This is a genomic window from Paraburkholderia sp. SSBN10T, from assembly GCF_056619545.1.
Window position 1 is genome coordinate 66,646 of record NZ_JBWQQI010000030.1, and the last position, 20,745, is coordinate 87,390.

At 64.1% G+C, this 20,745-nt stretch carries 27 protein-coding genes; all 27 read right to left on the reverse strand.

All coding sequences use genetic code 11. The features are described from left to right. Positions 1-18: 18 nt before the first annotated feature. Complete coding sequence (tatC, locus tag AC1ECK_RS32570) at positions 19-801, reverse strand: twin-arginine translocase subunit TatC (protein ID WP_480326719.1); 783 nt, start codon at positions 799-801, stop codon at positions 19-21. A 34-nt stretch (positions 802-835) separates the two neighbouring features. Beyond that, positions 836-1,366, reverse strand: a complete 531-nt coding sequence (tatB, locus tag AC1ECK_RS32575; RefSeq protein WP_480326721.1) for a Sec-independent protein translocase protein TatB — start codon at positions 1,364-1,366, stop codon at positions 836-838. Positions 1,367-1,404: 38 nt separating this feature from the next. Then, positions 1,405-1,644, reverse strand: a complete 240-nt coding sequence (gene tatA, locus AC1ECK_RS32580) for a Sec-independent protein translocase subunit TatA (RefSeq protein ID WP_480326723.1) — start codon at positions 1,642-1,644, stop codon at positions 1,405-1,407. Between the two features lie 245 nt (positions 1,645-1,889). Then, a complete protein-coding gene (locus AC1ECK_RS32585; protein WP_480326725.1) occupies positions 1,890-2,255 on the reverse strand; it encodes a histidine triad nucleotide-binding protein in 366 nt (121 codons plus the stop codon). Between the two features lie 43 nt (positions 2,256-2,298). Further along, on the reverse strand, positions 2,299-2,703 hold the full coding sequence (locus AC1ECK_RS32590; RefSeq protein ID WP_480326727.1) for a DUF4870 family protein: 405 nt from the start codon (positions 2,701-2,703) through the stop codon (positions 2,299-2,301). Between the two features lie 113 nt (positions 2,704-2,816). Continuing rightward, positions 2,817-3,191 (reverse strand): phosphoribosyl-ATP diphosphatase, encoded by a 375-nt coding sequence (locus tag AC1ECK_RS32595; protein ID WP_480326729.1) that lies wholly within the window; start codon positions 3,189-3,191, stop codon positions 2,817-2,819. Next, complete coding sequence (gene hisI / locus AC1ECK_RS32600) at positions 3,188-3,598, reverse strand: phosphoribosyl-AMP cyclohydrolase (protein ID WP_480326731.1); 411 nt, start codon at positions 3,596-3,598, stop codon at positions 3,188-3,190. The genes AC1ECK_RS32595 and hisI overlap by 4 nt, the downstream gene beginning before the upstream one ends. Before the next feature lies 1 nt (position 3,599). Next, positions 3,600-4,373 (reverse strand): imidazole glycerol phosphate synthase subunit HisF, encoded by a 774-nt coding sequence (gene hisF, locus AC1ECK_RS32605; RefSeq protein ID WP_480326733.1) that lies wholly within the window; start codon positions 4,371-4,373, stop codon positions 3,600-3,602. Positions 4,374-4,588: 215 nt separating this feature from the next. Next, entirely contained in the window at positions 4,589-5,341 is a 753-nt protein-coding gene (hisA, locus tag AC1ECK_RS32610; protein ID WP_480326735.1) for a 1-(5-phosphoribosyl)-5-[(5-phosphoribosylamino)methylideneamino]imidazole-4-carboxamide isomerase, read from the reverse strand. Positions 5,342-5,602: 261 nt separating this feature from the next. Beyond that, positions 5,603-6,244: an imidazole glycerol phosphate synthase subunit HisH gene (gene hisH / locus AC1ECK_RS32615; protein ID WP_480326737.1), complete on the reverse strand. Its 642-nt coding sequence runs from the start codon at positions 6,242-6,244 to the stop codon at positions 5,603-5,605. Continuing rightward, positions 6,241-6,861, reverse strand: coding sequence for a YchE family NAAT transporter (locus tag AC1ECK_RS32620; RefSeq protein WP_480326739.1), 621 nt, complete (start codon positions 6,859-6,861; stop codon positions 6,241-6,243). Before AC1ECK_RS32620 ends, hisH begins: the two co-directional genes overlap by 4 nt. A 110-nt stretch (positions 6,862-6,971) precedes the next feature. Continuing rightward, positions 6,972-7,559, reverse strand: a complete 588-nt coding sequence (gene hisB / locus AC1ECK_RS32625) for an imidazoleglycerol-phosphate dehydratase HisB (protein WP_117338061.1) — start codon at positions 7,557-7,559, stop codon at positions 6,972-6,974. Between the two features lie 94 nt (positions 7,560-7,653). After that, the gene (hisC, locus tag AC1ECK_RS32630; RefSeq protein ID WP_480326741.1) at positions 7,654-8,724 is read right to left on the reverse strand and encodes a histidinol-phosphate transaminase; all 1,071 of its coding nucleotides are present in this window, start codon (positions 8,722-8,724) and stop codon (positions 7,654-7,656) included. Between the two features lie 107 nt (positions 8,725-8,831). Continuing rightward, complete coding sequence (gene hisD, locus AC1ECK_RS32635) at positions 8,832-10,154, reverse strand: histidinol dehydrogenase (protein ID WP_480326743.1); 1,323 nt, start codon at positions 10,152-10,154, stop codon at positions 8,832-8,834. 68 nt (positions 10,155-10,222) lie between these two features. Beyond that, entirely contained in the window at positions 10,223-10,921 is a 699-nt protein-coding gene (gene hisG / locus AC1ECK_RS32640) for an ATP phosphoribosyltransferase (RefSeq protein ID WP_480326745.1), read from the reverse strand. Then, positions 10,918-12,180 (reverse strand): UDP-N-acetylglucosamine 1-carboxyvinyltransferase, encoded by a 1,263-nt coding sequence (gene murA / locus AC1ECK_RS32645; RefSeq protein ID WP_480326747.1) that lies wholly within the window; start codon positions 12,178-12,180, stop codon positions 10,918-10,920. Before murA ends, hisG begins: the two co-directional genes overlap by 4 nt. A gap of 114 nt (positions 12,181-12,294) precedes the next feature. Then, the gene (locus AC1ECK_RS32650; protein WP_074262648.1) at positions 12,295-12,534 is read right to left on the reverse strand and encodes a BolA family protein; all 240 of its coding nucleotides are present in this window, start codon (positions 12,532-12,534) and stop codon (positions 12,295-12,297) included. A gap of 14 nt (positions 12,535-12,548) precedes the next feature. Further along, the gene (locus tag AC1ECK_RS32655) at positions 12,549-13,316 is read right to left on the reverse strand and encodes an ABC transporter permease (protein WP_480326749.1); all 768 of its coding nucleotides are present in this window, start codon (positions 13,314-13,316) and stop codon (positions 12,549-12,551) included. Further along, entirely contained in the window at positions 13,313-14,245 is a 933-nt protein-coding gene (locus AC1ECK_RS32660; protein WP_480326751.1) for an ABC transporter ATP-binding protein, read from the reverse strand. Before AC1ECK_RS32660 ends, AC1ECK_RS32655 begins: the two co-directional genes overlap by 4 nt. A 182-nt stretch (positions 14,246-14,427) precedes the next feature. Beyond that, a complete protein-coding gene (locus AC1ECK_RS32665) occupies positions 14,428-14,733 on the reverse strand; it encodes an STAS domain-containing protein (protein ID WP_480326753.1) in 306 nt (101 codons plus the stop codon). Continuing rightward, the gene (locus tag AC1ECK_RS32670) at positions 14,730-15,359 is read right to left on the reverse strand and encodes an MlaC/ttg2D family ABC transporter substrate-binding protein (protein WP_480326756.1); all 630 of its coding nucleotides are present in this window, start codon (positions 15,357-15,359) and stop codon (positions 14,730-14,732) included. Before AC1ECK_RS32670 ends, AC1ECK_RS32665 begins: the two co-directional genes overlap by 4 nt. 120 nt (positions 15,360-15,479) lie before the next feature. Continuing rightward, positions 15,480-16,475: an MlaA family lipoprotein gene (locus AC1ECK_RS32675; protein ID WP_480326758.1), complete on the reverse strand. Its 996-nt coding sequence runs from the start codon at positions 16,473-16,475 to the stop codon at positions 15,480-15,482. A gap of 11 nt (positions 16,476-16,486) precedes the next feature. Further along, positions 16,487-17,029, reverse strand: coding sequence for an outer membrane lipid asymmetry maintenance protein MlaD (gene mlaD / locus AC1ECK_RS32680; RefSeq protein ID WP_480326760.1), 543 nt, complete (start codon positions 17,027-17,029; stop codon positions 16,487-16,489). 92 nt (positions 17,030-17,121) lie between these two features. Then, entirely contained in the window at positions 17,122-17,889 is a 768-nt protein-coding gene (gene mlaE / locus AC1ECK_RS32685) for a lipid asymmetry maintenance ABC transporter permease subunit MlaE (protein ID WP_480326762.1), read from the reverse strand. Then, positions 17,886-18,707, reverse strand: a complete 822-nt coding sequence (locus AC1ECK_RS32690; protein WP_480326764.1) for an ABC transporter ATP-binding protein — start codon at positions 18,705-18,707, stop codon at positions 17,886-17,888. Before AC1ECK_RS32690 ends, mlaE begins: the two co-directional genes overlap by 4 nt. 97 nt (positions 18,708-18,804) lie before the next feature. Then, complete coding sequence (thiE, locus tag AC1ECK_RS32695; protein WP_480326766.1) at positions 18,805-19,929, reverse strand: thiamine phosphate synthase; 1,125 nt, start codon at positions 19,927-19,929, stop codon at positions 18,805-18,807. Next, entirely contained in the window at positions 19,926-20,741 is an 816-nt protein-coding gene (locus AC1ECK_RS32700) for a thiazole synthase (RefSeq protein WP_480326768.1), read from the reverse strand. Before AC1ECK_RS32700 ends, thiE begins: the two co-directional genes overlap by 4 nt. Positions 20,742-20,745 lie beyond the last annotated feature (4 nt).

Below are 20,745 nucleotides of genomic sequence, written 5' to 3' on the forward strand. Positions count from 1 at the left end.
GCGCTCCTCGAGAGATGCTCAGCTCGCAGCGGGTTTCTCTTCGTCGGCCACTTCCACCTGCTTGCCGACAATCAGCCGCGCCGCGATGATGCCCGCCTCGTACAGCACGATCAGCGGCACAGCCAGAATCAGCTGCGAAAACACGTCAGGCGGCGTCACGACCGCGGAGACGATGAACGCCCCGACGATCACATACGGGCGGATCTGACGCAGCTTCTTGACTGTCAGAAGGCCCATGCGGACCAGCAGCACCACGACGATCGGCACCTCGAAGGTCACCCCGAACGCGATGAACATGGTCAGGACGAAACTCAGGTAATTGTCGATATCCGTGTTCATCGCCGCGCCGAGCGGCGCGTTGTAGTGCGCCATCACGCGAAAGATGGTCGGGAACACCACGAAGTAGGCAAACGCCATGCCGCACAGAAACAGGATGTAGCTGCTGCCCACCAGCGGCACAACCAGCTTCTTCTCATGCTGGTAAAGCCCCGGCGCGACAAACGCCCAGATCTGGTACAGCACGACAGGCAGCGCAATCACGAACGCGACCATCATGGTCACTTTCATCGGTACGAAGAACGAGCCGGTGACGTCGGTGACGATCAGCTTGCCGTCCTTCGGCAGGTTCATCATCAAGGGCCGCGCGAGCAGCTTGAAGATGTCCGGCGCCCAGTAGACGAGCCCGATGAACACCACGATGACGGCAATGCCGGCGCGGATGATGCGGTCGCGCAGTTCAACGAGATGCGAGATGAAGGTCTCTTCAGTGCCTTCGGTTTGGCTTTGCTGGGGGTCGCTCACACCGGCCCTCGGTAGGAGATTAACGCTAGGGTCATCAGAAGAAGCGTGTCGGCCGGCGCAGGCTCACCGGCGTATGACGCGCTACACGCGCCGCGCCCGACTGCACCCGCGTACGGCGGGCAGTGGCACGCTTGTACCACGTGGGCATTGCCGTCTGCTTGACGCGCCAGTTCTTGCGCCTGGGCGCTGCGGCGGGCGTGCTGTGCCAGGACGTCATCACGGACGAATTACCCGCGGCGCCTTCCAGCGAGCCGCCGGCGATGCTTGGGCTCACGGACGAGCCCGAATTCCACGCGTCGTTCAACTCGGTCTCGTGCTTGCGCATCGTGTCATGGACCGTGTTTTCGACATTGCTCGCGGCGGCCTCGAATTCGGTCTTCATGCGGCGCAGCTCGTCGAGCTCGATTTCACGCGTGACTTCGGCCTTCACGTCGTTGATATACCGCTGTGCGCGGCCGAACAGCGCCCCCGCGGTGCGGGCGACGCGCGGCAGCCGCTCCGGTCCGAGTACGACCAGTGCGACCACGCCGATCAGCGCCATCTTGGTTAGACCGAGGTCCAGCATGAATGGTGGTTCCCGTCAGTACGCGGTTGGACCGCGGCTTAGCGGTAGTCGCCCGAGCGCGGCGTTTTTTCTTTTGCGTCGACGTCGACCGTCTCGCCGCGCGGCAACTCGCGCTGTTGCGTGTCGCCGGCCGGGGTCTCCGCTTCTTTCATGCCTTCCTTGAAACCCTTCACGGCGCCGCCGAGGTCGGTACCGATATTGCGCAGCTTCTTCGTGCCGAACACCAGTGCAACGATCAGCAGAACGATAAGCCAGTGCCAAATACTAAACGAACCCATGACTACTCTCCTTAACCCCGACATCGCGTTTGCACGCGGCGGCTATCTGCGCCTTACGGCTCGAATCGAGACGCTTGCGCCTCATCTTTACGTTGCCTGCCGCGGCTTCAGATTCCGCCCGCGGCTTTGCGCATGATTGTGTCTGGCGAATCGCGACGGCGTCATTACAGCGCAGCACAAAACGCCCTCGCCCAACCGGCCCGCGGAACCCAGCCGGAACGGCTGCGTTCCCGGCGCCCCGGCGCTTACCCCATCCGTTGCCACGGACGCGGCCCCGCCAGAATATGGGCATGCAGGTGATACACCTCCTGCCCACCTCCCGGCCCGGTGTTGATGACCGTGCGAAAGCCGGTCTCGCCTCCCTTGTAGGCCACGCCCAACTCCTGCGCCAGACGCGCCACCAATACAAGCATTCTACCAAGCAGCGGTGCATCGCTTTCGCTGCAGTTCGAGAGCGTTTCGATGTGCTTGCGCGGAATCACGAGCACATGTGTCTCGGCCGCCGGACGGATATCGCGGAAGGCGACGAACTCGTCGTCCTCGTGGACTTTGGTCGACGGAATCTCGCCGGAAGCGATCCTGCAGAAAAGGCAATTTGAATCGTGGCTCATGGGTTCCCTGAAGCACAAACGTATGAGGCGGCCGGACCGGAAGTCAGAACCACGCCCGCGGATTCAGCAGCGGCTTGTTATCGTAGAGATACAGCCAGCCCTTGATGATACGGTACAACATCCAGATCCCGACAGCCCACAGGATCGGAATTCCGATGAAGACGAAAAACAGCAGGCCGCCAATCAGGTAGCCGAGCATGCACCACCAGAACGTGCGGATCTGCCACTGAAAGTGCACCTCATACGGTGTGCCTGCCACGTCAGGCCGCTTCACGTAATTGATGATGATGGCGATCAGGACCGAAATGCCGCCCGTCAGCCAATAGACCGCATAAAGCGCATACAGCACATGCGTGAGCGTGCGCAGGCCGCGTTCGCGCTCCGATTCGAGGTTGTTGCGGTAAGACGGCGGCGTGGGTGGCGGGTAGGCGCCTTGCGACTGTTCCATGTTTGCGTCCTCCTTCCTGATGGTACGGGGTGCAACGGAATGGGTGCCCAACAGATTATGGCAGGCCGGGCGCCCCCTGTGGCGCGCCCCGAACCTGCCTGCGCGCCACGCGCTCAGTCGCCGTTCTGCTCGCGCTCGCGGCTCTTGCGCAGCGCTTTTTCTTCGATGCCCGAAGTGCCTTCGCGGCGCTCGAGTTCGGTGAGCACGTCGGCCGGGCTCAGGTCGAAATGCGACAGCATCACGAGGCAGTGAAACCACAGGTCGGCCACTTCGCCGACCAGCGCGGTCGGCGCGCCGCCTTGGCGCACGTCCTTGGCGGCCAGCACGACTTCGGTCGCTTCCTCGCCGATCTTCTTCAGCACCGCGTCGTCGCCCTTGTGAAACAGGCGCGACACGTACGAGACGTCGGGGTCGCCGCCCTTGCGGCTGTCGATGATCGCTGCGAGGCGCAGCAGCGTGTCGTTCGTCGATTGTGAGTTTTGCGTCATTTGTAGATGTGTTCGGGGTCTTTCAGAACAGGCTCGACTGCGATCCAGCCGCCGTCGTCGGCCGTCCCTTCGAATTTCTGGAAAAAGCACGAGTGGCGACCGGTGTGGCAGGCAATGCCCGACACCTGTTCGACCTTCAGCAGCACGACGTCTTCGTCGCAATCGAGCCGCACTTCATGCACATGCTGGACGTGGCCAGACTCCTCGCCCTTGAACCACAGGCGCTGACGCGAACGCGAGAAATACACCGCGCGGCCCGTCTCGACCGTCTTGGCGAGCGCCTCGCGGTTCATCCACGCGAACATCAGCACGTCGTTACTGGACGCTTCCTGCGCGATCACCGGCACGAGGCCGTTCGCGTCCCACTTCACCTTGTCGAGCCAGTCGACACCTGTCGGATTCACCACGTCACAACCTCACCGAAATGCCTTGTTCAGCCATGAAACGCTTGGCCTCGCCGACCGTGTGTTCGCCGTAGTGGAAAATGCTCGCGGCCAGCACGGCGTCTGCATGACCTTCCTTGATGCCGTCTGCCAGGTGCTGCAACGAACCGACGCCGCCCGAGGCGATCACCGGAATCGGCACCGCGTCCGACACGGCCCGCGTGAGCGCCAGATCGAAGCCGCTCTTGGTGCCGTCGCGGTCCATGCTGGTCAGCAGGATTTCGCCGGCGCCGAGTTCGGCCATCTTGCGCGCCCATTCGACCGCTTCCAGCCCGGTCGCCTTGCGGCCGCCATGCGTGAAGACTTCCCAGCGCGGGGTTTCGCCGTCGGCCGAGACGCGCTTGGCGTCGATGGCCACCACGATGCACTGCGAGCCGTATTTATCGGTCGCGTCGCGCACCAGTTGCGGGTTCGCCACCGCCGACGAGTTCATGCTGATCTTGTCCGCGCCGGCGTTGAGCAGGCGCCGCACGTCTTCGACCGCGCGCACGCCGCCGCCGACCGTCAACGGAATGAACACCTGCGAGGCGACCGCTTCGATGATCGGCAGGATCAGGTCGCGCTGGTCGGAGGTGGCGGTGATGTCGAGGAAAGTGAGTTCGTCGGCGCCTTGCTCGTCGTAGCGACGGGCAATTTCGACGGGGTCGCCCGCATCGCGCAGTTCGACGAAGTTGACGCCCTTGACCACGCGTCCAGCCGTGACGTCGAGACAAGGGATGATGCGTTTAGCTAGAGCCATGATCGTGCAAATTCTTGCCAATACCGCTGATGAGGCCGCTCTCAGGCGAGCGGCGCAATGCCGGCGCGCGTTGCGGTGCCGGGCTGGCCTGGACCAAGGTTGGCCGCAGCGGCCTTGCCGCACGGCTGCGGCCCGGTTGTGTGAGCCCCGGCCCGCGCCTCTTGCAGCGCAGGGCCGCAACCCCACACCACGTTACCTGACGCGCGCGCTTGCCTTCAGGCGTCGTCCGACTCGCGCAGCTTGTCGGCGAGTGTCTGTGCAGCCGCAAAATCGAGGTCGCCCGAATAGATGGCGCGACCGCAGATCACGCCTTCGATGCCTTCCATTTCGACTTCGCACAGCGCCTCGATGTCGGCCAGGTTCGACAGGCCGCCGCTCGCGATCACCGGAATCTTCACCGCGCGCGCAAGCCGCACCGTGGCGTCGATGTTGATGCCCTGCAGCATGCCGTCGCGGCCAATGTCGGTATAGATGATCGACTCGCAGCCGTAGTCCTCGAACTTGCGCGCGAGGTCGGCGACTTCGTGGCCGGTCAGCTTGCTCCAGCCGTCCGTGGCGACTTTGCCGTCTTTCGCGTCCAGACCGACGATGATATGGCCGCCGAACGCCGTGCAGGCGTCCTGCAGAAAGCCGGGATTCTTCACCGCCGCCGTGCCGATGATCACGTACGACAGGCCGTCGTCCAGATAGCGCTCGATCGTGTTCAGGTCGCGGATGCCGCCGCCCAACTGGACGGGAATCTCACCACCGACTTCGTCGATGATCGCGCGGATGGCGTCTTCGTTCTTCGGCTTGCCGGCAAACGCTCCATTGAGGTCGACGAGGTGCAGGCGCCGGGCGCCGCGGTCGACCCAATGTCGGGCCATAGCCGCCGGTTCCTCGGAAAAAATCGTCGCCTGGTCCATGTCGCCCTGTTTGAGGCGTACACACTGACCATCTTTCAGGTCGATGGCGGGAATCAGCAGCATAGCAATCGGGTGTTGTCAGGGAAGAAGGTTTAAAGTCGGACGGCGCCAAGCGGCGAAACAAGCCTGCTCGCGTACCGTTTCGCTAGTTTAGTACAACTCTTTCAGTACCCCGGCGCACGTGCATCGGGCATCGGGACGCAGGTCCGCCCGCCGGCCCGGCAGGGGCCGCGCGGCGCACGGTGGACGGAACAGCAGTTATCTTGCATGGGACCGGAGTAAGCGCTGAAGCGCTAACTCCGGTCAACAGGGAACGGTAGGCGCTCATGGGTTCCAGTGCACGAAGTTTCGATACACGCGCAAGCCCGCTTCAGCGCTCTTTTCCGGGTGGAATTGGGTCGCGAAAATGTTATCCCGCGCCACCGCCGAGGTAAACGGCACGCCGTACACGGTCTCGCCCGAGGTATGCGCCGCATTGTCCGGCTGCACGTAATAGCTGTGCACGAAGTAGAAGAAGCTGTCGTCCGCGACGCCGTCCCACAGCGGGTGCGGCACGGTCTGCCGGACGCGGTTCCAGCCCATCTGCGGCACCTTGAAGCGCGAACCGTCGTCCTGCACCTGGCCTTCCAGATCGAAGCGCAGCACCTTCCCGGGCAGCAGGCCGAGGCCAGGCGTGCCGCCTTCGGCGCTCCAGTCGAACAACATCTGCTCACCCACGCACACACCCATCAACGGCTTGCTGCGCGAGGCCTCGATGACCGCTTCCTGCAGGCCCGATGCGCCGAGACAGCGCATGCAGTCGGGCATCGCGCCCTGGCCGGGCAGCACGACGCGGTCGGCTGCACGGATCGCTTCCGGCTGGTCGACGATCGCCACGTCCGCTTCCGGCGCGGCCTTCCGCAACGCCTGGGCGACCGAGCGCAGGTTGCCCATTCCGTAATCCACAATCGCAATCGAAGTTTTCATTTCAAGTTAGGCAGTAACGCCTTCAGACCGTCGACGATGAATTCCACCGCCAGCGCCGACAACATCAAACCCATCAGCCGCGTGCCGATATTGATACCCGTTTGCCCCACCCAGCGGGCGATCGGTTCGGCGAGCCGCAGCGAAAAAAAGCACACCGCCGCCAGCACGGCGCCAATCACAATAAGACTAATCCGGTCGTACCAATGAGGCGAGTGTGCCGCATAGATAATCACCGTGCTGATGGCGCCCGGCCCCGTCAGCAGCGGAATCGCAAGCGGCACCACCGCGACGTTGTCCTTCTGCTCGGCCTCGTGGCGCTCTTCCGGCGTCGAACGGCTGTTGCCGATCTGTGCGTTCAGCATATTGATCGCCATCAGCAGCATGATGATGCCGCCGCCCACCTGCAGCGAGCCGACCGAAATGCCAAAGAAGCTGATGATCTGCTGTCCGAGCAGCGTCGTCACCGCAATCACGAAAAACACCGACACCGCCGCAATCCGGATCGTCCGGCGCCGCTCGCCGTCCGACTGCTGCGCCGTCAGGCTCATAAAGAACGGAATCGCGCCCACCGGATTGATCAGCGCCAGCAGCGAGATGAACGACTTGAGGATATCCATCGCAAGCCGGGGCCACGCAAGGCGCGCGCCCGGTCCGGTTAGTCAGCTCTAAGAGAATGCCGGGCCGCCCCGAGGTTTCGCCTGACGCTGCGCGCCAGGCTTGGGGGCGCTTACAAGCTACCTTTGGTCGACGGAATCTGCCCCGCCGCGCGTTCGTCCAGTTCTACCGCCATGCGCAAGGCACGCCCGAACGCCTTGAACACCGTCTCCATCTGATGATGGGCGTTCAGGCCGCGCAGGTTGTCGATATGAAGCGTCACGCCGGCGTGATTCACGAAGCCGCGGAAGAATTCGATGGAAAGATCGACGTCAAACGTTCCGATGCGCGCGCGCGTGAACGGCACGTGGAATTCGAGACCCGGCCGGCCGGAGAAATCGATCACGACGCGCGACAAGGCTTCGTCCAGCGGCACGTAAGAATGACCGTAGCGACGGATGCCCTTCTTGTCGCCAACCGCCTTCGCGACCGCCTGCCCCAACGTAATGCCGACGTCTTCGACCGTATGGTGGTCGTCGATATGCGTATCGCCATGCGCCTCGATGTCGAGATCGATCAGTCCATGCCGCGCGATCTGGTCGAGCATGTGGTCGAGGAACGGCACACCGGTGGCGAGCTTTTGCTTGCCGGTGCCGTCCAGATTGATCTTGATACGGATCTGCGTTTCGCTAGTGTCGCGAACGACTTCCGCCTGGCGCATGGTAATTCCTCGAATCTGACTATGAAAGAAAGGGAGTTGGGGGAACGCCGAATGCCGCGCCCGCTATGCGGTGCGCGGCGCGACGGCACGCCATTTAATGCAGCACGAGTTTCAGTGCGGCCAGCAATTGCGCGTTTTCTTCAGGGGAACCGACCGTCAGGCGCACGCAATTCGCCAGCAATGGGTGCATTTTACTCACGTTTTTGATCAAAACCCGTGCAGTAAGCAGCGTTTCGAACATAACGGATGCGTCAGGCACCCGCACCAGCAGGAAGTTGCCCGCGCTCGGGAACACTTCGGCGCCCGGCAACTGCGCCACGGCATGCGCCAGTTTCGTGCGCTCCTCGCGCAGTTGCGCGGCTTGCGCGTCGAGCACCTCAAGGTGATCGAGCAGGAAATCGGCGGTGGCTTGCGTCAACACATTGGTGTTGTAAGGCGGGCGCACCTTGTCGAATTCGGTCAGCCAGGCCGTGCGCCCGACCAGATAGCCAAGACGAATACCGGCGAGACCGAGCTTGGAGACCGTGCGCATCACCACCACGTTATCGAACGCGTCGGCGCGCGGCAGCCAGCTTTGCTGGGCGAACGGCTGATAAGCCTCGTCGATCACCACCAGACTCTTGTCCGCGGCGGCGATGATGCGCTCCATGTCGGCGTCGTCGTAGAGCGTGCCGGTCGGATTGTTGGGGTAGGCCAGATAGACGATGGCCGGCTGATGCTCGGCGATCGCGGCGAGCGTTGCCTCGACGTCGAGCGTGAAGTCCGCCTTCAGCGGCACGCCGACGAATTCGAGGTTCGCCAGCTTGGCCGACAACTGATACATCACGAAGCCCGGCATCGGCGCGAGCACCTTGGCGCCAGGCTTGGCACAGGCCATCGACACCATGCTGATGATCTCGTCCGAGCCGTTGCCGAGCAGCACCTCGCAATTGGCCGGCACGTTCATCACGCGCTTGATCTTTTCGAGCAACGCTTCCGGGCGCGGCGCCGGATACCGGTTCAGCGCAACGCCGGCGAGGCGCTCGCCGAGTTGCGCCGCAAGCGGCGCCGGCAAGGGGAACGGGTTCTCCATGGCGTCGAGCTTGACGAAGCCGGTCGCGTCGGGAACCGGATAGCTCGTCATCGCGAGCACGTCGCGGCGAATGATGTCTTGAGGTGTCGTCATGAATGGGCGGACCGGCCCGCGGCGGACAGGTCATGCAGAGGCGGCGAGAGCCGCCCCGGTTGGTCAAGGTTGCGGGAAATGCGCTGGCTGTTTTACAGCGGGCGCGCTCAGCCGTTTTGCTTCATCCGGTATTCGGCACTGCGGGCATGCGCGGGCAGCCCCTCACCATACGCCAGTTCCGCAGCGATCTCACCCAGGGTTTGGGCGCCTTCCGCGCTGACTTCGATCACGCTCGAGCGCTTGAAGAAATCATAGACGCCGAGCGGCGACGAGAAGCGTGCGGTGCGCGACGTAGGCAGCACGTGATTCGGCCCGGCGCAGTAGTCGCCAAGACTTTCGCTGGTATAGCGGCCGAGGAAGATCGCGCCCGCATGGCGGATCAGCTTGCCCCATTGATGCGGGTCGAGCGCGGAAATTTCCAGGTGTTCCGGAGCGATGTCGTTGGCGATCGCGCAGGCCTCGGCCATATCGCGCACCTTGATCAGCGCACCGCGCCCTTCCAGCGACGCGCGGATCACGTCCTGGCGCGGCATGGTGGGCAGCAGTTCGTTGATCGCGTCGTGCACGCGGGTGATGAACGCGTCGTCCGGGCACAGCAGGATGGATTGCGCGAGTTCGTCGTGCTCGGCCTGCGAGAACAGGTCCATCGCAACCCAACGCGGATCGGTCGTGCCGTCGCACAGCACGAGGATTTCGGACGGGCCGGCGATCATGTCGATGCCGACCGTGCCGAACACGCGGCGCTTGGCCGACGCCACGTAAGCGTTACCGGGGCCGCAGATCTTGTCGACCGCGGGCACGGTAGCCGTGCCGTAAGCCAGCGCGCCGACAGCCTGGGCGCCGCCGATGGTGAACACGCGGTCGACCCCGCCCAGCAAGGCGGCCGCCAGCACCAGCGGATTCTTCACGCCGTCCGGCGTCGGCACCACCATGACGATTTCGCGTACGCCGGCCACCCGCGCCGGAATCGCGTTCATCAACACCGACGACGGATAGGCCGCCTTGCCGCCCGGCACGTAAATGCCGGCGCGGTCCAACGGCGTGACCTTCTGGCCCAGCACGGTGCCGTCCGCTTCGGTGTACTGCCAGCTATGGCTGCCGCACTCGATCTTCTGCTTCTCGTGATACCCGCGTACCCGTCCCGCGGCCGCTTCAAGCGCCGCCCGGCGGCGCGGGTCGAGCCCTTCCAGCGCAGCTTCGAGCTCCGCCATCGGCAGTTCGAGCGCAGCCACGCTCGACGCCGCCAAACGGTCGAAGCGGTTGGTATACTCGAGCACTGCCGCATCGCCGCGCGCCTTCACGTCGGCCAGAATCTGCGCGACCGAGCGCTCGATCGCTTCGTCCTCGCTCGCCTCGAACGCGAGCACCGCGTGCAGCGCCTTCTGAAAATCGGCGCTGCTGGAGTCGAGTTTGCGAATCTTGATAGACATGCTGGTATCCGTTTCGGTAAGGCGCGCCTGAAGCCCCTTCAGGCAACATCAGGCTGCATCAGGCGTTGTCAGGCCGCCACATCGGCGCGCCGCGAGGCGCGTTCGAACGCATCGAGGAACGGCCGCAGCGCGGCGCGCTTGAGCTTGAGCGCTGCCTGGTTCACGACGAGGCGCGACGAGATCTGCATGATCTCCTCCACCTCGACAAGATTGTTGGCCCGCAAGGTGCCGCCCGAGCTGACCAGATCGACGATCGCGTCGGCGAGACCCACCAGCGGCGCGAGTTCCATCGAACCGTACAGCTTGATCAGGTCGACGTGCACGCCCTTCGCGGCGAAATGCTCGCGGGCGGTTTCGACGTATTTGGTGGCCACGCGCAGCCGCGCACCCTGGCGCACGGCGTTCTCGTAATCGAAGCCCGCCGCCACGGCGACCGACATCCGGCAACGCGCGATATCGAGGTCCACCGGCTGGTACAGGCCGCTGCCGCCATGTTCAAGCAGCACGTCCTTGCCCGCCACGCCGAAGTCGGCTGCGCCGTATTCGACGTAGGTCGGCACGTCGGTGGCGCGCACGATGATGACGCGCAGGTTGGCGTCGGTCGTCGGCAGGATCAGCTTGCGCGAGGTTTCCGGATCTTCGGCAACCTGCACGCCGGCGGCTGCCAGCAGCGGCAACGTCTCTTCGAAGATGCGGCCTTTTGACAGCGCGAGAGTGAGCGGCGCCTTCACTGCTGGGGACGACGAGGTTTGCGCTACCGAGCTCATGCCTGGCTCCCCGCAATGCGGCGCACCTTCGCACCGACGGCCGTCAGCTTCGACTCCATCCGGTCATAGCCGCGATCGAGGTGATAGATACGGTCGATCAGCGTTTCACCGTCGGCGCACAGGCCCGCGATCACGAGGCTGGCCGAGGCGCGCAGGTCGGTCGCCATCACCTTGGCGCCCGACAGCTTGTCGACGCCGCTCACGAGCGCCGTATTGCCGTCGATCGTGATGTTGGCGCCGAGGCGGTTCAGCTCCTGCACGTGCATGAAGCGGTTTTCGAAAATCGTTTCGACGACTTGCGCGGTGCCGTTGGCGATCGTGTTGAGCGCCATGAACTGCGCCTGCATGTCGGTCGGGAAAGCCGGGTACTCGGAAGTGCGCACGCTCACCGCATGCGGACGCTGGCTCATGCGCACACGCATCCAGTCGTCGCCTTCTTCGATCGTCACGCCGGCTTCGCGCAGCTTTTCCGTCACGGCTTCGAGGATCAGCGGACGCACGCGGCGCAAGATGACGTCGCCACCCGCAGCCGCCACTGCGCACAGGAAGGTGCCGGCTTCGATGCGGTCGGGAATTACGGTGTGCTTCGCGCCGTGCAGCTTGTCGACGCCCTGGATCACCAGACGGTCGGTGCCGATACCTTCGATCTGCGCGCCCATCTCCACCAGCAGGTGCGCCAGATCGCCGACTTCAGGCTCACGCGCGGCGTTCTCGATCACGGTCTCGCCTTCGGCCAACACCGCTGCCATCAGCAGGTTTTCGGTGCCGGTGACGGTGATCATGTCGGTCACGATGCGCGCGCCCTTCAGGCGCTTCGCGCGAGCTTCAATGAAGCCGTGCTCGATGGTGATTTCCGCGCCCATCGCCTGGAGACCCTTGATGTGCTGGTCGACCGGCCGCGCGCCAATGGCGCAGCCGCCCGGCAGCGACACCTTCGCCTCGCCGAAGCGCGCGAGCAGCGGCCCGAGCACGAGGATCGACGCGCGCATGGTCTTCACCAGCTCATAAGGCGCCACGAGGTTGTCGACCTTCGAGGCGTCGAGCGACACCCGCCCCGCGCCCGCTTCGGTGCGCACGCCCATCTGATTGAGCAGCTTGAGCGTGGTACGCACGTCCTGCAGGTCCGGCACGTTCTCGAGATGAACCGGCTCCGCGCTCAGCAAACCGGCGCACAGGATCGGCAAGGCGGCGTTCTTCGCCCCCGACACGACGATCTCACCGGCCAGCCGCTGGCCGCCTTCAATGACAAGTTTGTCCATACCTGTCGTCTCCTGATCGATCCGGCTCGGCGCCGGGGCTGCTGTTTTGCTTACTGTGGCGGCGCCGCTACCGGCATCTCGCCTGTCTTGTGTAATTCGCACTAACGTTCCAGATTACGCGTTTTGCCATTCGGCGGGCGTCAGCGTTTTCATGCTGAGCGCGTGGATTTCTTCGCGCATGCGATCGCCAAGCGCCGCATACACGAGTTGATGACGCTGGATCAGCCGCTTGCCTTCGAAGCTCGGAGACACAATGGTCGCAAAGAAATGCTGACCGTCGCCCTCGACTTCGAGATGCTCGCAGGCGAGCCCAACCGCAATGTATTGCTTGACCTGTTCGGGAGTCGGCAACATGAGAAAGCTCCTCGTCAGTGGCGCAGCTTGTAGCCGGAGGCGAGCATGCGCATCGCCACCACGGCCAGCACCACAAAGAAACCGGCGACGATGGCCAGGCTCACGAGCGGATCGATATCCGAGACCCCGAAGAAACCATAGCGAAAGCCGTCGATCATGTAGAAAAAGGGATTCAGCCGCGACACTTCGCGCCACACCGGCGGCAGCGTGTGCGTCGAGTAGAACACGCCCGAGAGGAACGTGAGCGGCATGATCAGAAAATTCTGGAAGGCGGCGAGCTGGTCGAACTTCTCGGCCCAGATTCCGGCGATCAGACCGAGCGTGCCGAGAATCCCGGCGCCGAACACCGCGAACGCGACGATCATCAGGGGCGCACTGAAACTCACCGGCACGAACCAGATCGTCACAATAAATACCCCGAAGCCCACCGCCAGCCCGCGCACCACCGAAGCCAGCACATAGGCGAAGTACATCTCGTAATGGGACAGCGGCGGCAGCAGCACGAACACCAGGTTGCCGGTGATCTTCGACTGGATCAGCGACGACGAGCTGTTGGCGAACGCATTCTGCAGCACGCTCATCATCACGAGGCCAGGAATCAGGAAGCTGGTGTATTCGACGCCCGGATAGACCTGCACGTGACCGCGCAGCGCGTGGCCGAAAATCGTCAGGTACAACAGCGCGGTAATCACCGGGGCCAGAACCGTCTGGAACGAGACCTTCCAGAAGCGCAGGATTTCCTTATAAAACAGCGTGCCGAATCCACTACCGTAGCCGCTCATGCAAGCCCCTCGATCACTTCCGGACCGTTCATCACCTGAACGAACACGTCTTCGAGGTCGGCCTTGCGCACCTCGATTTCTTCGAATGTGCAACCCGCGTTGCGGCATTGCGCGAGAATCCGTTCGACCTCGTCGTAGCTCGACAGACGCAGCAGATGCTGGCGGCCATTGCCGTTGCCCGCACCCGCTTCCACTTCGAGCGGCCGCAATTCGACCGGCAGCACGCCCTGTGCAAAACGCAGGAACAGTTGCATGCCGGCAAAGCGCTGCAGCAGCGCGCTGGTGCGTTCGAGCGCCACCACTTCGCCGCGCCGCAACATAGCGATGCGGTCGCACAGCGATTCAGCCTCTTCAAGATAGTGCGTGGTCAGGACGATCGTGTGCCCCTCGCGATTGAGGCGCGAGATGAATTTCCACAAGGTTTGACGCAGTTCGACGTCCACGCCCGCGGTCGGCTCGTCGAGCACGATGACCGGCGGCCGGTGCACCAGCGCCTGCGCGACCAGCACGCGGCGCTTCATCCCGCCCGACAGAGCGCGCATATTCGCGTCGGCTTTTTCGGTGAGATCGAGGTTGGCCATTACCTCGTCGATCCACGCGTCGTTGTTGCGCAGGCCGTAGTAGCCGGACTGGATGCGCAAGGTCTCGCGCACCGTGAAGAACGGGTCGAACACGAGTTCCTGCGGCACGACGCCGAGCGCCCGGCGGGCCCCGCGGAAATCGTTGACCACGTCATGGCCAAGCACCGCGATGCTGCCTTCATCGGCGCGCGCGAGACCGGCGAGGATGCTGATCAGCGTCGTCTTGCCCGCGCCGTTCGGACCGAGCAAGCCGAAAAACTCGCCTTCTTCCACTGTGAGGCTGACGCCCTTGAGCGCCTGAAGATCTTTGTAGCGCTTCTTGACGTTACGAATTTCTATGGCTGGCATGACTGTGCGCCGCTTTGGATCACGGCGCCTGAAAGGTGCGCAAAGTGCTGGAAGAAACGGAATTGGGGACGGCTTAAAGCCCGAAACGAGCCCCAAAAAACGTTTGATTATAGGGCAAAGTCGGGAGCCCCGACTTGACCCGAGGGGATTGGGAGGTGACGCCTGGACGCGTCAGTGGAGCGTCAATGTCGCGCGGACAAAAGGGTATCGACGCCGTAGGCTTGCGCGAGGCTGGCGAGACCAGCCGGCAGATTGACGATTTCGAGCGCGGCACCGCGCGCCTTGGCGGCCCGTTGCCATGCGATCAGCACGGCGAGCGCCGACGAATCGAACTGCGCGAGCGGCGCGCAATCGACGCTGCTCGCGCCCGCCGCGATCCGCTGCAGACCCGCGGCGAGCGCAGCCTTCGCGCTCGCGTGGGTCAGCGTCGCGCCGGTTTCGAAGCGGCCGGCGACGGAACGGGTTTCGACGTTCACCGCGGTGTTCACGACTGCTTGCCCGCAGCGAGTTGCTGATTACGCTGCGTGAGGAACTGGATCAGGCCGTCCACGCCGTGCTGCTGGATCTGCTCGTTGAACTGTTGCTGATACGCCTGGATCAGCCATGCGCCGAGCACGTTGATGTCATAGACGCGCCAGCCTTGCGGCGTCTTGTACAGGCGATAGTCCAGTTCGACCGGCGAGCCGTTGTTCATCACGACCGAGCGCACCACCGTGTCGGTGTCGTCCGGGTTCATGCGGAACGGCTTGTACTGGATCTGCTGATCTTTGACCTGCGCCAGCGCACCCGAATACGTGCGGATCAGCAGCATCTTGAACTGCTCGACCACCGCGTTCTGCTGGTCGGGCGTGGCGGTGCGCCAGTTGCGGCCCATCGCCAGTTGCGTGGTGCGGCGGAAGTCCGTGTACGGCAGGATCTTTTCGTTGACGAGCTGGGAGATGTGGGAAATATCGCCCTGCTGGATCGACTTGTCGTTGCGGACGGCGTCGACCACCTGCTGCGTCACCGTCTTGATCAGGCCATCGGGCGAGCTGCTATCGACTGTTTGCGCGAATGCGGCGCTACCAAACGAAAACAACGCGGCGAAGAGAGATATGAGGAAGAATTTTTTCATATTGAGCCTGGCAGAAAGAATAATGCAGTGCACACCTTGGAGCTGACAATAGCACGCGAGTTCATCCGCGATCCACGTGCAAAGTGCGAGAGTCGTTTCCAGGTGTTACGGCTACCGCCCTTAGTGCAATTTGAACGATGGGAAAGTCAGCCGCGGCGGCACGATCTGGTCGGCGGGCACCTGGTCGTTTTCCGGCCCGCCATTCATATCGAGCGGCGGCGACGTTGACGTCCCGGACGCCGGTGTCGCAACTGCTGCCGTAGCCGAAGCGCCGGTGGGCGCTGCGGCGGGTGCCGTTGCCGCCGCCGCGGAGGCCGCGCCCGGCGCCGAAGCCGCTCCTGCGGCCGGCGCTGCGGCGCTACCGTCCACGTCGTCGTATTTCGGCAACGCGGCGTTATCGCCGTAGTCAGGCAGCGAAGCGTTGCCGCCCTTACCCTGGTTCAGCAGGTAATTACGGCGCTGCAGGTACGCGTTACGCACAAACGAATACTTGTCGAGCGCCGCGCCTTCCAGCACGTCGCTCGCACTCAGCAGGTTAGCCCGCGTATTGATGATGTTCACGCCGTACAGCGCCCAGCTCACGCCGTCCGGATGAACGTAAGACAACGGGTTGACGAAGTACTCGCCAAGCGAACCCACGCCATCGCGCACCGTGCTCGGCCCGAACAGCGGCAGCACCAGATACGGGCCCGGCGGGACGCCATAGTGACCGAGCGTGAGGCCCAGGTCGTTGTCGTGCTTGGGCAGCTTCGCGAGCGTCGCCACGTCGAACAGGCCGCCGACACCGAAGGTGGTGTTGATGACGATCCGCATGATGTCTTCGACGCCGTCGGTTATCTTCAATTGCAACAGGTTATTGGCTGCAATATAGACATCGCCGATGTTCGAGAAGAAGTTCGTCACGCTGTCGCGCACCGGCTGCGGCGTGATGTACACGTAACCCTTGGCGACCGGCTTCAGCGCGTATTGGTCGACCTTGTCGTTGAATTTGAAGACGGTGCGGTTCAGACCCTCGAGCGGATCGCCCTTTGTCGGGGTCTGGACGGTCGTACAGCCGGCCAGCGTCAGCGCAGCGGCAAAGGCCAGCGTCGAGATACGAAGGCGCATGGTCTGCATTCTTGTTCTCCTTATTGACCCGACGCGCCCGAAGCGGGCGCAGCCGGTGCCGGTGCTGCCGGCGCGGTTGCAGCGGGTGCGCCCGGCTTGGATGCGCCCGAGTCCGCCGCCTTGCTGTAGAGGAATTGTCCGATCAGGTTCTCGAGCACGATGGCCGACTGGGTCATCGAGATCGTATCGCCTGCTTTCAACATTTCCGTGTCACCGCCCGGTTCCAGACCGATGTACTGCTCACCGAGCAGGCCCGAGGTCAGAATCTTGGCGGAGGTGTCCTTCGGAAACTGGTATTGCTTGTCGAGATCGATCGTCACCAGCGCCTGGTACGAATTGGAGTCGAAGTTGATCGAGTCGACCCGGCCGACCGCCACACCCGCGCTCTTCACCGGCGCACGTGCTTTCAGGCCGCCGATATTGTCGAACTTGAGCTTGACCGGGTAGGTTGCCTGAAACGACAACGAGCTCATGTTGCCGGCTTTCAGCGCCAGGAACAGCAGCGCTACGAAACCCAGCACCACAAACAGGCCGACCCAGAAGTCGAGAGCAGTCTTTTTCATCGTCATCCCAAAGAGAATCCGTCGCGCCGGCCACACCTTCCGCGCGGCGCGGGCAAGTGCATGCCCGCGGCGGAAAGCATGCCGCGCTTTTTTTAGCTGAACATCAATGCGGTCAGCAGGAAATCGAGGCCAAGCACAGCCAGCGAACCGTACACCACTGTCTTGGTCGTGGCTCGTGAAACACCTTCCGGGGTCGGTTTGGCTTCATAGCCCTGGAAGAGCGCGATGAACGTCACCGCGAAGCCGAACACAATACTCTTGACCACCCCGTTGCCGACGTCAGCCCACACGTCGACGCCGCCTTGCATCTGCGACCAGAACGAGCCGGCATCCACGCCGATCATCAGCACACCGACCACATAGCCGCCGCCGATCCCCACCGCGCTGAAGATCGCAGCCAGAATCGGCATGGAGATAATGCCCGCCCACAGGCGCGGCGCGACCACGATCTTGATCGGATCGACCGCCATCATTTCCATCGCCGTCAATTGCTCACCAGCTTTCATCAGACCGATTTCGGCCGTGAGCGAGGTGCCGGCGCGGCCCGCGAACAGCAGCGCCGTGACCACCGGGCCGAGCTCGCGCACCAGCGAAAGCGCCACCAGCAGCCCAAGCGCCTGCTCGGAACCATAGCGGTTGAGCGTGTTGTAGCCCTGCAGGCCCAGCACGAAACCGACGAACAGGCCCGACACCGCGATAATCACCAACGAATAATTACCGACGAAGTGGATCTGCTTCGTGACAAGACGCGGCCGGCGCAGCAGCGGGAAGAATTCGAGCACCAGACGGAAGAAGAGCCGCGTGGCGTAGCCGGCGGTCTCGAGCCCGCCGAGCACCGAACGTCCGATGGTACTGATCATGCCTGTCCCCCGCCGATGCCGAAATCTGCCGCAAGCGGCGTATTGCTGGGATAGTGGAATTTGAACGGACCGTCCGGCGCGCCGTCGATGAACTGGCGCACCGTCGGGTCGGCCGAGGCCCGCAACTGGGCAGGCGTGCCTTCGGCGTGAACCCCGCCGTTGGCCAGAAAATAGACGTAGTCGGCAATCGCGAACGATTCCGGCACGTCGTGCGTCACCAGAATGGAAGTGGCGCCAAGCGCCTGATTCAGCGCGCGGATCAGGTTCGCCGTGATGCCGAGCGAAATCGGATCGAGGCCGGCGAACGGCTCGTCGTACATCATCAGCTCGGGGTCGAGCGCGATGGCCCGGGCCAGCGCCACGCGCCGCGCCATCCCGCCGGAAATCTCCGCCGGCGACAGGTCGCGGGCGCCGCGCAGTCCGACCGCGTTGAGCTTCATCAGCACCAGGTCGCGGATCAGATCTTCGGGAAGATCGGTGTGCTCGCGTAGCGTGAACGCCACGTTTTCGAACACCGACATGTCGGTAAACAGCGCGCCGAACTGGAACAGCATGCCCATCTTGCGCCGCAACGCATACAGGCCGTCGCGCGTTTGCGCGCCGATGTCCTGTCCCTGAAACAGGATCTGCCCGCGCTGGGCACGCACGAGGCCGCCGATCAGCCGCAGCACGGTGGTCTTGCCGCACCCCGAGCCGCCCATGACCGCGACGACCTGACCGCGCTTGAAGCGCAGGTTCAGGTTCGACAGGACGAGCCGGTCGCCGTAACCGAAGTCGACGTCGCGAAGCTCGAGAAGGGTCTCGGGGGAGGAAGACACGAAGCTGACGATCCTTTTACACAGAAGGCCGAATTATAGGGCCATCGTGCAAAAGCTGCCGTGACGCGCCCTGTCCCCGAAAGCGCGGACTTCGCGATTATGGCGTAAACCCTCGTTGCATTGCAGAGATGGCGGCAGCCGGGTCGGCCGCCTCGGTGACAGCCCGCACCACGGCCGCGCAGCCGACGCCGGTCGCCAGCACCTGCGGCAGGACCTGCTGGTCGATCCCGCCGATCGCTACCAGCGGCACCACGCCGTCAAGCAGGCGCACGTAGCGGGCAAGGCGCGTGAGTCCCTGCGGCGCGGTCGGCATCACTTTCGTGGTGGTCGGGAAGACCGCGCCAAGCGCGATGTAACTGGGCCGGAAATGCAGCGCGGTCAGGATCTCGTAGTAGCCGTGCGTCGACAGGCCGAGGCGCACGCCCGCTGCGGCGAGCTGCGGGAGGTCCGCCTTGTGCAGGTCTTCCTGGCCGAGATGGACGCCGTACGCGCCGGCTTCCAGCGCAAGCTGCCAGTGATCGTTGATGAACACCTGGGCATCGTGCGCGCGGCCCACCGCGACGCAGCGCGCGATTTCCCGCGCCAGTTCGCCGGGCCCGGCCGTCTTGCGCCGCAACTGGACCGTCTTCACGCCGTAGCCCACCACCCGCTCCACCCACTCCGCCGTGGGCAGCACCGGGTAGAGACCGAGACGCGCCGGGCAGCACGCGAACGGCTGCTGCGGCGCGGCGGGCAAACCCAGCACGCGCGGGAAGCGCGCCAGGTCCGACGGCCAGGCGTCGTCCGAGGCCGTTTCGTCGCCGTCGCGCCACGCCAGCGCCAGCACCAGCGCGTCGTGCGGATCGAAACCGCAATCGAGGAAGGCAGCCAGCGCGGCAATCCAGTCTTCGGCCAGATGCCCTTCCAGCGGGTAGCGCTCACCGCCGAGATGCAGCGTCGCCCGGCCCGCGGCGGCTTCGATCACCCCGGCGCCCTGCACCTGCCAGCGCGCCACCTGCTCGCCGTGCTGCTGGGCGTCGGCGACGATAATCAGATCGCCGCCGTTCGCGTCGTCCGGCGCCGTCAGGCAGATGCGCCACGGCGCGTGAGTGGGCGGCCATTCGCCAAGCCGTGCGCGGATGCGCTCGGCAGCCTCGCTCAATTCGTCAGCCGGCGGCCAGAACAGCTCGCGGCCTGCGAGCGGGGAAGCCTGACCGGAGGTTCCCGCGGTGCTCCGACTCATGTTGCGCTCCCATCCTGATGCCAGAACGGCATGCCGACCACCGGCGTGCTCGCATGGGCGGTTTCACGTTCGGCCATCGGGCCGGCGAGGTAAGCCTGGCGGCCCGCCTCGACGCCCAGCGCGAACGCGCGGGCCATCGCGTCGGGGTGCGTCGCCTGCGACACCGCCGTGTTCAGCAGCACGCCGTCGAAACCCCACTCCATCACTTGCGCCGCGTGCGACGGCACGCCGAGCCCTGCATCGACGATCAGCGGCACGTCCGGCAGCCGCTCGCGCAACACGCGCAAGCCATATGGATTGATGACGCCCTTGCCGGTGCCGATCGGCGCGCCCCACGGCATCAACGCCTCGCAGCCGGCGTCGAGCAGACGGCGGCCGATCACCAGGTCCTCGGTGCAGTACGGCAGCACCTTGAAGCCGTCCTTCACCAGCCGCGCGGCGGCTTCGATCAGGCCGACCGGATCGGGCTGCAGCGTGTAGTCGTCGCCGATCAGTTCCAGCTTGATCCAATCGGTTTCGAACACTTCACGCGCCATATGAGCCGTCGTCACCGCTTCGCCGACGCTCTGGCAGCCGGCCGTATTCGGCAGCAACGGCACGCCGTGGCGCTTGAGCAGGTCGAAGAAGCCGGCTTCGGCGCCGCCTTCGTTCATCTGCCGGCGCAGCGCGACCGTGATCATGCCGGGCCGTGCGGCATCGATCGAGTCGGACAGCGACTGCAGCGACGGATAGCGCGACGTGCCGAGCAGCACCCGGCTTGCGAAGGCTTCGCCGTACAGCGTGAGCGCGTCGGCGGGAGTGGGGGAAGTCATGTGT